This window comes from Polaribacter septentrionalilitoris, assembly GCF_009832745.1.
GTDB lineage: Bacteria > Bacteroidota > Bacteroidia > Flavobacteriales > Flavobacteriaceae > Polaribacter > Polaribacter septentrionalilitoris.
This window is the reverse complement of sequence record NZ_VRMJ01000033.1, coordinates 177,427-191,331: the sequence shown is the minus strand read 5'-3', so window position 1 is coordinate 191,331 and position 13,905 is coordinate 177,427. Positions and strand designations below refer to the sequence as shown.

Here is a 13,905-nt window from a genome sequence, read left to right as displayed (position 1 = left end):
GATGTTATTTCTATCGTAATCCAACAAAAAATAAAAAAAAACTTAAGTAAAATTTAAGTTGATTTACCTGAAAAACCTGAAATTTATATTGTGAAAATCAATCTTGATTATAAGATTGAAATTATAAGAAACAGTAATGAAAAACTTAAATTTTACTTTTTTATAATTAATATTTATTACATTTAGTTTTTATTCTTTTATAATATCTTAAGATAATGAGTTTTCGATTTTTGTTTATTGTATTCTTCATTCTCAGCCAAACTTCTTTTTGTCAAAATTCTATTGATTTTTCGCAGCTGTCTGGTGAAAACTCATCTACACAAAGTATTACATATGCCATAAAAAAAGATAGTATTGGAAATTTATGGATTGCTTCTGAAGAAGGTGTTTTAAAGCATAACTCTAAATACTACAAACTTTACAATACCTACAATGGCCTACCTAAAACTTTAAGCAATAGAACCTCTGAAATTTTTATAGACAGCAAAGGAAATATATTTGCTGGTCTTGAAAAAGGAGTTTGTATTTATAATCCTGATTTAGACAAGTTCGATTTATTAACAACCGAAGAAAATATAAATCCATCTCTAGTGAATAGCATAAAAGAAGATGAAAATGGAACAATTTGGATAGGAGGTTTTAATGGGTTATGGAAGTATGATGAAGCAAAAAGAAAATTGGTTCCTACCAGTTTTGACAAGCCTATAATGTCGATTACTGTTATTAGAAACATTGTTTTTTGCGGAACAGAAAAAGGTCTTTTTTCCTATAATTTAAACACAGAAAAATATAGAGAGATAGAATTAGATGAAAGTATTAAAGATGTTCATTTTACTGGGTTTGTAAATAATCAATTATTAGTTGGAACAGAATCTGGTTATGAATTTTCATTAAAAAAAGAAAAAGGAGTTTTTGTTTTTGACAAAATTGAGAAAGAATTTGGTTTCCCTATTAAAGACATTATTAAAGGTGATTCTAACAGCCTTTTTATTGCCACAGACGGAGATGGTATTTATCAAACAAAAAATAACAAAATTCTTAAACATTACTTACAAGATTTCAACAACCCAACATCACTATCTAGTAATGGGATATATGACATAGAAATAGATAAATCTGGAATTCTATGGATTGCCACGTATGGTGGAGGTATTAACTACTTTAACTTTAACAAACTTCCTCTTATAAAGATTCAACACGAATTAAACAATACAAATAGCTTATCAAGTAATTTTACCAGAAGTATAGCCAAAGATAAATACGGGAAATTATGGTTTGGAACCAAGAATGGCTTAAGTATTTGGAATCAGAAAAATAATACCTGGAAGCATATCAAAAAGTTCGATAAAGATAATCTATCTCAAACAATAGTGCTTGCTCTTGAGCCAGATAACAAATTTATGTGGGTTGGAACTTATAGTTTTGGTTTGTATAAAATAAACATAGAAAATTATAAAATAATAAACTATAATAATTTACACAAAGAGAAAAACCTCATCACAAAAATTTATACTATAAAAAAAGACAAACATAAAAATATTTGGGTTGCAGGTATTGATAATGAAATGATGGTTATTAAACCAGATAAAAGTATCACTAAATTTCCTTTGTTATTTATCAAATCAATTACCGAATTAGAAAATGGCCAAATTTTAGCTTCTGGTAGATATGGAGTTCACAAAATAAATCCTAGTGACAACTCTTTTAGAATTATGGAAGAGTTAGAACCTAATGAAAAATCTTTAGCTTTTTCAACAATTCAATCCGTTAAAGAAACTTCAAATAATAATTTGGTTATCGGAACAAATGGAGCTGGTGTAATTTTTTATAATTCTAAAACCAAAGAAATAAAAAAAATAAACATAGGTTCTGGTTTACCTTCAGATATTGTACAAGGTGTACTTTTACAAAACGACAATAATATTTGGGCGAGTACTACTCAGGGTCTAGCCAATATTAAAATTACAGATAAAGATACTATTATCAATGTCTATGATAAAAAAGATGGATTAGCTAGTACAGAATTTAATTACGGCAGCTATGCTAAGCTAGATGACAATTTTTTGGCTTTTGGAGGAGTTGACGGAATAAGCCTTTTCAATCCTAATAAAATTAAAAATCCAACAGAAAACCCAAATTTAGTATTAGATAATTTTAAGTTGTTTAACAAGACTGTTAATCCTTCTGATGCACCACTAAAAAAACATATTAATGTCACAGAACTTATAAACTTAAAATATAACGAAAATTCTATTGGATTGGAATTTGTTGGGATAGACCATAGCACTCCAAACAACATGAAATATTCCTGGATTTTAGAAGGTTTTGATAAAAAGTGGTCTAAACCTAGCAATAATAATCTAGCAAATTACACCAACCTAGAAGCCGGAAATTATATATTTAAAGTTAAAGCAATTAATAAATATGATATTTCAAGTGATATTAGAACTATTAAGATAGAAGTGCTTTCTCCTTGGTGGTTAACAAATACAGCATATTTTATATATTTCCTATTATCAATATTATTAATATGGTCTGTTATTCACTTTACTTCTATTCTTATTAATAAAAAAAATGCTGATGATCAAATAGAGTTTTTTAATAATATTACCCATGAATTAAAAACACCACTTACAATATTAATGTCATCATTAGAGAAAATCACCAATAAAAACGACTCTAAAGAATCTAACAAACAAATTCAATCTACGGTAAAAAGATTAAATTCTTTATTTGAGCAAATGCTAAACTTTCATAAGGTAACTTCTCAAGACAATATATATCAAAACGTATCTAAAATTAAAGTAGAGAATTATTTAAAAGCAAGAGTAAACAATTTTGAACCGCTAACTAAAGAAAGAGATTTAACAATAAAAATTGAAAACAATTGGCCAGATAATATCTTTTATTATTACAAGGATGTTTTCGATAAAATTTTCTTAAACCTGCTCTCTAATGCCATAAAATATTCTTTTAAAGGAGGTAACATCATTATCAAATTAAATAGAACCACTAATAATGAGTTAAAACTTCAAATTTGTGATGATGGTTTAGGTATTCCAAAAGATCAACAAAAATACATTTTAAAGCGTTATTACAGAGCAAGAAACGCTATTAATAGTCAAAGTCCTGGTACAGGATTAGGTCTTATCATGACCAAAAAATTAATTGAAAAAACAGGTGGTACAATAACATTTAATAGTATAGAAAATAAAGGAACCACTTTTACAATTATATTAAAAAACTTAACATCTACTTACGAAGAGTCTATAGCTAAACAAAATGAAGCTTTAAAAATTGAGCAATCTGCAGAAGAACAATTGGAGTTAGGTAAATTTTCTGATGCTAAAATTTTAATCGTTGAAGATAATGATGAGTTAAGAGCAAATCTTGTAGAAAATTTAGGAAAGTACTTTTTAGTATTTGAGGCAAGTAATGGTAAAGAAGGAATAGAAATAGCTTCTCAAAATTTTCCAGATTTAATAATCACAGATTTAATAATGCCTGAAATGGATGGTGTTGAGATGGCAAAAAGGCTAAAAGAAGACATCAGTCTAAATCATATTCCTGTTTTTATGCTTACTGTGCTTCAAAATTCCAATCAAAAAATAGAAAGTATAGAGAGTGGTGTTAGCGAATATTTAGAGAAGCCTGTAAACACTAAACTCTTATTAGCAAAAATTACAAACACTTTAAAGTTTCAGAGAAAACTTCGCGAGAAATATATTCATGAAAATGATTCTGAAAATGCCAACCTTTTTAGAAATAAAAAGGATAGTGATTTTGTAAAAGATTTAGAAGATAAAATTATAGAGAATATAGAAAACAATTCATTCTCTGTACATGATTTATCAGGTAGTTTTGGTATGAGTAGAACATCTTTATATATGAAATTAAAAAATCTAGTAAACTTATCTCCTCAAGATTTTATAATTCACACAAAACTAAAGCATGCTAAAAACTTATTAATAAAAGGAGAATTAAGTATTAAAGAGGTTGCTTATAGTTCTGGTTTTTCAAACCCAAAATACTTTAGCACTTCTTTTAAAAAATTCTATGGCCAAACTCCAAGTGGTTTTTTAGATAGTCTAAAAAAAGAATAACCTTAAATTATCAACATAGTCTATTTTAACAGGTATAATTGCTATTTTGACAATTATCATACCTATTGTGATGTTAATTAAAAGCAGATGATAAGTTCTAATGCTACTTTAGCATCATATAAATCAACCCAATTATGAGAAAAATATTTTATACAGTATTGTTGCTTTTTCCGTTAGCGTTTCTAGCTCAGTCAACACTAACTGTTAAAGGTAAAGTAATAGATAAAGAGAATAACCCTTTACCTGGTGCTTCTATTTTAATAAAAGGAACTACAATAGGATCAATAACCGATTTTGATGGTTTATTTTCTATTAATATACCTAAAAAACCATCTACTTTAGTTATAAGTTATTTGGGTTATAAATCAAAAGAAGTTGTTGTTAACAATCAAAAAAACATCACTATTATTTTAGATAATAGCTCTGAACAATTAGAAGAAATTGTTGTAATTGGTTATGGTAGTTCTACAAAGTCTGATGTTACTGCTGCTATTACAACTGTTAAAGTAGACACAGAAAAAAAGGCTGGTGTTGGTGTTTTTGAATCTGTCTTAAAAGGTGTTTCTGGTTTAAATGTTTTATCTAATGGAGATCCAGGAGCTGCAGTTTCTATTAACATAAGAGGTACATCAAGTTTAAGCGGTTCTAATCAACCATTATATGTTATAGATGGTATTGTAATGGATAGCTCTGAAGAGTTTTTAACAGACCCTACAAATTTTCAAACTACAAGTAAAAGTGGTATTGGTGGTATTTCTCCAGAAGATATTGAGTCTATTCAAGTACTAAAAGATGCTTCTGCAACTGCAATTTATGGTTCGTTAGGTGCAAACGGAGTTATCTTAATAACAACAAAATCTGGTAAAAAAGGTACTGTAAAATATAAATTTTCTACATCAACTACAGTTGGAGAAGCTGTTTTACCTTATGATGTAGCAAATACAGAAGATTATGTAGCATTAATGGCCGAAAAATATAAATTAGATCCTAATTCTTTAGCTGGACCAGAATACCAATTCCCAACAGGAAGAAGTCCTTTTGAGAAAAGACCTGATGGTTTATATAATTTTATCAACAGAAATGATGAAGATGGAGATGGTGAGTTAGATTTAATTGGTGTTTTTGAAGCTCGTAATTGGAGAAACCTTTACAGAACTACATTCTCAACAAACAATAGATTAAACATCTCTGGCGGAACTGATAAAACAACGTATTATGCTTCTATTGGCTTTTTAAAAAATGAAGGTGTTATACCAAATGTATATTTACAAAGGTTAGATTTTAACACAAACCTAAAACACAAGTTTAATGACAGGTTAGAAATAGGAGCAAAAATTGCTTTTACGAATTCAAAAAACTCACTAACTGGAGGTGCCAGTGCAAATGCAGGAGAAGAAAGATCAATATACAGACATATTAATGATGCATTTCCTCTAGAAATTAGAGAAGATATAGCTCCTTTAGAAGATGAAGGGTTTAGAATTTCACCTAGAGGTTGGGTAGATGAGTATGATAATATATCAACAGAAAATAGACTTATCGGTAATATTTCTGCAAAATATAAAGTAACAAATACATTAACATATAATTTAAAAGTTGGTGGTGATTTAAGAAAAGGAGAACTAGATATTTGGCAAGGAACAGGCACACGAGGTGGTTTTACAAGAGAAGGACGTTACGCTTTTTCTGAATTAGATAGATTTAGTTACAACATAGATCAAACTTTACTGTTTAGACCTAAAACAACTGGTAACCATAGATATACAGTTCTAGGAGGTGTAGTTTATGCAAGTACAGATTCTGAGAAGAAATATACAAGAGCTTCCAATTACTCTGCAGCAGGATTGTTAAACAGAGGACGTGATTTTTTTGGAGCAAGTATTATTGAAACTCCAGTATTAAACTTTGGCCCTCAAAGATTAATTTCTTTCTTAGGTCGTGGAACTTATTCTTTTAAAAACAGGTACAAGGTTTCTGGTTCATTAAGATATGATGGTTCTAGCAAATTTATCGGAAAAAACAGATTTGGTTTTTTTCCTGCAATAAGTTTTGCTTGGGAAATGCATAAAGAAAAGTTTTTAAGAAGAAGTAAATATATAGATCAGTTAAAACTAAGGTTTGGTTACGGAGAAACAGGAAATCAAAGAGTTGGTAACAATTTAACTGCTGTTAATTACAGAATTTCACCAGAAGGTTATGCAACTAGTGGATCTCTATTACAAGCCTATGAAAAAACAAATATTGCAAACGAGGATTTAACTTGGGAAACACAAAAACAGTTTAATGCAGGTATAGATCTTGGTATGTTTAGCAACAGACTATCTATAACCATAGATGCTTATGATAAAACTTCAGATGATTTATTAAATACTTTAAGTATTGGAGGTAGTTCTGGTGATGATGTATTGGTTGTAAATCAAGGATCTATTAGTAATAAAGGAATTGAATTAGCTATTAATGGAAATATTTTTGAGAACGAAGATTTTTTATGGAATCTTTTTGGAACTTACTCAATTAATAAGATAAGAATAACAAACTTAGGTCTAGAAGAGGCTCAATTTGCTTCTGCAGGAAGATTTGTAGGTTACTATGGTAGACCAATTCAAGTATCTAATACCAATACTGTTCCTACAAATGTATATTTAGAAGGACAAGCTCCTGGCTTACTTTTTGGTTTTCAAACAGACGGAATATTAAATGCTAACGATATTGCAAACGGTGCCCCAACAATAAATGGTGATCCAGCTCAAGAAGGTTTTTATAAAATTATTGATAAAAACGGAGATGGTGATATAACCAATGAAGACAAAGTTATTATTGGTAATCCAAATCCAGATTTTATTGTTTCATTTGGTACTAATGTAAATTATAAAAACTGGTCGTTATCTGCAGATTTCTATGGAGTATTTGGAAATGACATATACAATGCCAATTATTTAACAGAAGTATATAGTGCAGAAAACAGATATAATAATGTTAGAGCTTCTTATCTAACCAATTATTATAATCCTGTTACAAACCCAACAGGTACATTACCTGCTCTTAATTTACAAAAGGCAACATTAAATGAAATTGGAGTGTTAGATAACGCTATTCAAGATGGTAGTTATTTAAGACTACAAAGTGTAAGTCTAGGGTATACAGTTCCGTTAAATAAAGAATCTAAATTATCAGAGCTTAAATTCTTTGCTTCTGGAGGTAATTTATTCACATGGACCAATTACAATGGTGTTAATCCAGAAATATCATCTTTAAGGTTTACTCCAGGTGTTTTAGGAGTTGATATTGCTAGTCCACCCAATCAAAAAACATTTACAATAGGAGCTTCTATTAACTTTTAAACTAACAAATTATGAAATTTAAATATATAATTATTCTTGCAGTAAGCTTTCAGTTTTTAGTTTCATGTGATACTATTCTAGATGTGGAAGATAACTTAGCTGAATCTGGTGCTTTAAACGATCAACTATTGTTTTCATCAGAACAAAACATAGAAGAGGTACTAAATGGTGTTTTCGCCAAATATGCCTCAGAATTTTATCAAGGAGGTAACTTTCTTCAAATGACATCTTCTCATAACCCGTATTTTGCAGGTACTGGTGCTAGAGGATTAGAATTTGGGCAATTCAATATTTCTCCTTCCTCAAAAAACTTAAATGATACTTGGGTAGAAATATACAGTTGTATAGATAATGCCAATAATTTTATTATTAAGGTGAATTCATTGGCTCCTAATTTTTCAAATACAACAACAGTACTTGGACAAGCTAAATTTTTAAGAGCCTTAGCTTATTTTGATTTAGTTAGAGTTTGGGGAGAAGTACCTTTAAGATTAGATTTAGCAACAGAAGCAACATTATTCTTACCAAAATCGTCTAAAGAAGAAATTTACAACCAAATTATAAAGGATTTAACTGAAGCAACATCAGAGTTACCTTCACAACCTTATGCTACAGGAAGACCTTTGTCTTATGCAGCACAAGGGTATTTAGCAAAAGTATACATGCAAATGGCGTCTGAAACAGGTTTATCTAAAACACCTCAAGAATATTGGGAGTTAGCATTTCAAAATGCAAAAGCTGTTTATGATGCAAAAGCATATAGTTTACTTCCAAATTATGCAGATTTGTTTGCAGAAGGAAATGAAAATACTGTAGAAAGTATTTTTGAATTACAATTTGTTTCTACTGGAACATCTACAAAAAGCGGACAACATTCAACAATTTTTTCTCCTCAAAGATCAATTTATAATCAGAGAAATCAAGGTGGACAAGTAAGGGTAAACAGATTAGCTTTACACGATCATTATTTAGATTATAACGTAGGTATCAAAGATAATCATCCAGATTCAAGAATTGATGCTACTTATGTTAAAGATACTTATACAGAAATTGTTGCTCCAAATAGAAAAAGAAAAATTTACCCTACTCAATTCTCTGGAGGTTTTGCAGTAAACTTTATAAAGAAATACGCAGAATCTAATAACACAAATATAAATTCTGAAAAAAATAGAATCGTTTTTAGATATGCTGATTTACTATTAATGCTTGCAGAAATAGAAAATGAAAGAGGCAACACTGTATTATCTAAAGGATACATTAAAGAAGTTTTAGACAGAGCTGAACCAACTTTATACGCAAAAGCAAATATAGATGCTATTGCTGGAGGTGATGATTTACGTTTAAGAATTGCAAAAGAACGTATATATGAACTTTTAGGTGAAGGTTTTGAATGGTTTGATTTAAGAAGAATAAAAATCAATAACACTACCTTTTTAGAAAACAGAATCCAAAGAAGACAGGCATTAATGACTGGTGCAGATTTATTTGATACAAAAAATAAAACTAAATACCATAACATATGGAATCCAAATTTATCCTTTGTTGTAGGTAATGAATTAACAAAAAACTTATTATTTCCAATTCCTGTAAATGAAATTATTGGAAATAATAATCTAACAAACGCTGATCAAAACCCTGGTTACTAATTTTAGTTAAAGGATAAAATCAAAAATGAAAATAACAAAAAAATATTTCTCTGTTGTTTTTTGGGTAGTATTAGTAGTTTTAATTCTAAGTTATTGTGGCAATAAAGCAATAAATAGAAAACACAATACAACTACGCAAAAACCAAATGTCATTTTTATTATGGCAGATGATTTAACAACACAAGCTATTAGTGCTTACGGAGGTATTTTTAAAGACATTGCCCCTACCCCTAACATCGATAAGCTTGCTAATCAAGGTATGCTTTTTCAAGATGTTTTATGTACCAATGCCATTTGTGGTCCATCAAGAGCGTCTATTTTAACTGGAGACTATAGTAACTTAAATGGATACTATAAAAATGAAAGTGGAGGTAAATTTGATAAAAGCAAATGGACATTCCCACAAGAATTTCAAAAAAATGGCTATCAAACAAGTTTGTTTGGCAAATGGCATTTAGGTACAGAACCACAGGGTTTTACAGATTACAAATACCATAACTCTGCCAATCAACAAGGTATGTATTGGAATCCTTTGTATAATGAAAATGGAAAAGATGTTAAGGAAAAAGGATATGCTACAAACCTAAGTACAGATTTTGCTATCAATTGGTTATCAAATAAAAGAACCCAACAACAACCATTTTTAATGGTATTGCAATACAAAGCTCCTCATAGACCTTGGGAACCAGATACAAAATATGAGAATTTGTGGGAAGATATTGATATGCCTTATCCTACAACTTTTAACGACGATTACAAAGGAAGAGAGTTAACTGCAGGAGATACCGAAATGACGATGGATTATTTCTCAAGAAGAGATATGAAATTAGAAACTCCGAAAGAATTACAAAAAAATTGGCGTAAACGATTAGCTTGGGAATTTTACGGTTCTAAACCAGGAGAAATTGTACAACCTGAAAACTTGAACGCTGAAGAAGGTAAAAAATGGCGTTATCAAAACTATATTAAAGATTATTTAGCTTGTGTTAAATCTGTTGATGATAATGTTGGCCGTGTTTTGCAATACCTCAAAGAGAATAATTTAGAGGAAAATACAATTGTGGTTTTAACGTCAGATCAAGGTTTTTACTTAGGCGATCATGGTTTTTTTGATAAAAGATTTATTTATGAAGAGTCTTTAAGAATGCCTTTTATTGTTAAGTATCCTAAAAAAATTAAAGCAGGTTCTGTAAATGAAGATATCATTACCAATATCGATTTTGCACCAACTTTATTAGAACTTGCAAATATTAAAACCACTAAGAAAACACAAGGAAAAAGCTTTACACCTATTTTATTCGGAAAAACACCTAACAATTGGGAGCAGGCAATGTATTATCATTATTACGAGTTTCCTTTTTGGCATCATGTTCAACCTCATTATGGTATCAGAACCCAAAAATATACGTTAGCACATTTCTATTATAACATAGATGTTTGGGAATTGTATGATTTAGAAAAAGATCCAAAACAGATGCATAATATCATTTCAGATCCTCAATATACTAATGTTATTGCTCAACTAAAAAAGCAATTAAAAGGCTTAATGGGAAAGTACGAAAATGACAAGTCTTTATCTGATTTTAGAGCAATTACAGATAAAGATTTTGGTGCGATTGTAGATAAAAACAAAGGAGAACCTTCAGTGAAAGAGCTTATAGGTAATGATAGAAAATAATTGAATTCCATAATTTTATGAATTTTTATAAAGCAGAAGTGATCCTTCTGCTTTTTTATTGTCAAATAATCGTCAACAAAGGGGTAATACAAGTAATTCCCAGATTTTTGACTATATCAAAACCTCTTTTGATGTTGAGTAAACCGTAAATACCCACAATCAAACTAATTTTACTTCACAACAAATCTCGATTTTTTATCTGAGGTTCTATTTTAAGAAAAATTTTAAACTCGTTTTATAAGTGATTAAATAATATAATAAACATGAAAAAATTTCCAGAAGATTTTATTTGGGGTACAGCTACTTCTTCTTATCAAATAGAAGGAGCTGCAAATATAGATGGCAAAGGACCTTCTATTTGGGATTCGTTTTGCACCATACCTGGTAAAATTGCACAAGGAGAAACAGGAAATTTAGCTTGTGATCATTACCATAAGTTTAAAGAAGATATACAACTGATGAAAGACATGGGTGTAAAAGCCTATCGTTTTTCTATTGCCTGGGCAAGAGTAATGCCCACAGGAAAAGGAGAGGTTAATGAAAAAGGAATTCAATTTTATTCTGATTTAATTGATGAGCTTTTAAAAGCAGGTATAGAACCTTGGGTAACATTGTATCATTGGGATTTACCACTAGCCTTACAATTAGAAGAAGATGGTTGGTTAAATAAAGATATGGCAAACTATTTTGCGGAATACGCAAATCTTTGCTTTGATAGATTTGGAGACCGTGTAAAAAACTGGATTACCTTAAATGAACCTTGGGTAGTTTCTATTTTAGGATATGGCCAAGGTGTATTTGCTCCTGGAAGAAACTCTAATTCAGAACCTTATTTAGCTGCACATCATTTAATTATTGCACATGCAAAAGCAGTAGCAGTTTATAGAGAAAAATATACGCATCAAAATGGACAAATAGGAATTTCTAACAATTGCGATTGGCGTGAACCACTTACAAATAGCGAACAAGACAAACAAGCAGCTCAAAGAGCTTTAGAGTTTTTCTTAGCTTGGTTTGCAGATCCTGTTTACAAAGGTGATTATCCAAATATGATGAAAGAAAAACTAAAGGAACGTCTTCCTGAGTTTTCTGAGTCTGAGAAAAAAATCATCAAAGGTTCTTCAGATTTTTTCGGATTGAATCATTATACAACCATGTATGCAGCACATTCAGATGGTCAACAAGAAGAAATCTCTGTTCACGGAAATGGAGGTATTTCTGAAGATCAAGATGTTAACTTGTCATTAGACAAAAGTTGGGATGTAACCTTAATGGACTGGGCAGTTGTGCCTTGGGGTTGTAAAAAATTACTAAAATGGATTGACGAACGTTATGATCAACCCAATATTTACATCACCGAAAACGGTTGTGCTTATCCAGATCAAGTAGTTGATGGAAAAGTTGATGACCAAAAAAGAGTCGATTTTTATCAAGGATACTTAAAAGCTTGTCAAGAAGCAATTGAAGAAGGTGTAAAATTGAAAGGTTATTTCGCCTGGTCATTCATGGATAATTTTGAATGGGCCTCTGGATATGAAAAAAGATTTGGCTTGCACTATGTAGATTTTGAAACCTTAGAAAGAATTCCGAAAAAGTCTGCACTTTGGTTTAAAGAGGCTATCAAAAACAACAGTGCTGAAACCAACAATATAAACAAACAATAAAAATTATGTCAGAAATAAAAGATGTAGCATCATTAGTGAAAAGCGAGGATAAAGTTCCCTTTTCAAAGAAATTAGCGTATGCTGCAGGAGGTCCTGTAGATATTTTAGGAGTTTGGGTTATGGTAAGTATTGCTTATCAAGTATTCAATTTCGAATTGAAAATGCCTCCAACATATGTAGCTATTATTTTAATGTCTTTACGACTTTGGGATGGTGTTATGGATCCTTTAATGGGTTGGATTTCTGATAATTTTAGATCAAAATGGGGTCGAAGAAGACCGTTTATTTTAGTTGGTGCAATTTTAGCTGGACTTACATACCCTTTTATTTGGTGGTTTCCAACAGACATGTCTCAAGAAGGTATTATGTTTTGGGTAATTGGTTTCGGAATTTTATTCTACACTTGTTTTACAGTTTGGGCAATGCCCTACCAAAGTATGTTAATGGAAATGACTCCTGATTATAATGAACGTACAAGAGTTGCAGAAATACGTGGTTATTTTCAAACATTTGCCGGCTTTTTTAATGGTTGGGTTTGGTGGTTAAGTATGTTACCAATTTTCTTTATTAATGGAGAAGCAAGTCCTGTAAACGGAATGCGTTATATAAGTTTAATAATAGCAGCTGTAATACTTGTACTAGGAGTTTTACCAGCCATTTTCGTAAAAGAACGTTACTATGAAAGCGACTTGATTCAGAATCAAGAAAAAGTAAAATTAACAGATAGTTTAAAAGAAACATTTTCTAATAAACCATTTATAATTTTATGTTTATTAACATTATTCTTTTTATTAGGAACCTCAATTTTTGATAGCTATGGACGCTATGTAGGAACCTATTACGTTCTAGGAGGAGATTGGAATGAAGGTGCAAAATTTGCAGGTTATGGAACATTTGTTTACACAGGGTTTAGTTTGTTATTTATACCCATTTTTAGAAAATTATCAGAAACAATAGGCAAACCAAGAGTGTTAATGATTTCTATGTTTATTGTAGTAGTTGCTGTTACCACAACTTGGTGGACGTTTACCCCAAATAACCCTTGGTTAATGTTAGTAAATACGGCATTTATAGGCGCAGGTTATGCTGGTTTGTGGTTAATGATACCTTCTATGCAAGTAGATGTAGTAGATTATGATGAGTTAAAAACAGGCGAAAGACGTGAGGGTAGTTTTGCTTCTATTTTTTCTTGGGTGTTAAAATTTAGTTTTGTTATTGGTTTTATGATTTCTGGACCTGTAATAGAAATGACTGGTTTCGATGCAAATTTAGATAATAATCAAGCTGAAGGGGTTTATGACATTATGAGAATTGGATTTTTAGCAATACCAATAACTGCATTGATTTTAGCCATATTACTTTTAAAAATATTTCCAATTACAGCTAAAAAAGCCGCTGAAATCAGAACACAGTTAGAAGAAAGAAGAGGAAAAGTTTAAGAATTCTTAAAGAATAGAGAGAAAAGAATATTAA

General features: G+C 30.3%; 6 protein-coding genes. All 6 read left to right on the top strand.

Features of this window, described 5'->3' with window-relative positions:
• Positions 1 to 215: 215 nt before the first annotated feature.
• The 6 genes from FP421_RS08030 to FP421_RS08005 all read left to right on the top strand — a co-directional run bounded on the left by FP421_RS08030 (position 216) and on the right by FP421_RS08005 (position 13,871).
• Entirely contained in the window at positions 216 to 4,103 is a 3,888-nt protein-coding gene (locus FP421_RS08030) for a hybrid sensor histidine kinase/response regulator transcription factor (protein WP_159949421.1), read from the top strand.
• 134 nt (positions 4,104 to 4,237) lie between these two features.
• Positions 4,238 to 7,444, top strand: coding sequence for a SusC/RagA family TonB-linked outer membrane protein (locus tag FP421_RS08025; RefSeq protein ID WP_159949419.1), 3,207 nt, complete (start codon positions 4,238 to 4,240; stop codon positions 7,442 to 7,444).
• 11 nt (positions 7,445 to 7,455) lie between these two features.
• Positions 7,456 to 9,090, top strand: a complete 1,635-nt coding sequence (locus FP421_RS08020; protein WP_159949417.1) for a RagB/SusD family nutrient uptake outer membrane protein — start codon at positions 7,456 to 7,458, stop codon at positions 9,088 to 9,090.
• A gap of 25 nt (positions 9,091 to 9,115) precedes the next feature.
• The gene (locus tag FP421_RS08015; protein ID WP_159949415.1) at positions 9,116 to 10,768 is read left to right on the top strand and encodes a sulfatase family protein; all 1,653 of its coding nucleotides are present in this window, start codon (positions 9,116 to 9,118) and stop codon (positions 10,766 to 10,768) included.
• Positions 10,769 to 11,031: 263 nt separating this feature from the next.
• Positions 11,032 to 12,432 (top strand): GH1 family beta-glucosidase, encoded by a 1,401-nt coding sequence (locus tag FP421_RS08010; RefSeq protein ID WP_159949413.1) that lies wholly within the window; start codon positions 11,032 to 11,034, stop codon positions 12,430 to 12,432.
• A 5-nt stretch (positions 12,433 to 12,437) separates the two neighbouring features.
• Positions 12,438 to 13,871 carry an MFS transporter gene (locus FP421_RS08005; RefSeq protein ID WP_159949411.1) on the top strand — a complete coding sequence of 478 codons (1,434 nt, stop codon included), beginning with the start codon at positions 12,438 to 12,440 and terminating at the stop codon, positions 13,869 to 13,871.
• The last annotated feature ends 34 nt before the right edge of the window (positions 13,872 to 13,905 follow it).

Excerpts from the sequence above, each read along its gene's own strand:
- FP421_RS08030 (WP_159949421.1), top strand. The coding sequence starts at position 216 with ATGAGTTTTCGATTTTTGTTTATTGTATTCTTCATTCTCAGCCAAACT.
- FP421_RS08025 (WP_159949419.1), top strand. The coding sequence starts at position 4,238 with ATGAGAAAAATATTTTATACAGTATTGTTGCTTTTTCCGTTAGCGTTT.
- FP421_RS08020 (WP_159949417.1), top strand. The coding sequence starts at position 7,456 with ATGAAATTTAAATATATAATTATTCTTGCAGTAAGCTTTCAGTTTTTA.
- FP421_RS08015 (WP_159949415.1), top strand. The coding sequence starts at position 9,116 with ATGAAAATAACAAAAAAATATTTCTCTGTTGTTTTTTGGGTAGTATTA.
- FP421_RS08010 (WP_159949413.1), top strand. The coding sequence starts at position 11,032 with ATGAAAAAATTTCCAGAAGATTTTATTTGGGGTACAGCTACTTCTTCT.
- FP421_RS08005 (WP_159949411.1), top strand. The coding sequence starts at position 12,438 with ATGTCAGAAATAAAAGATGTAGCATCATTAGTGAAAAGCGAGGATAAA.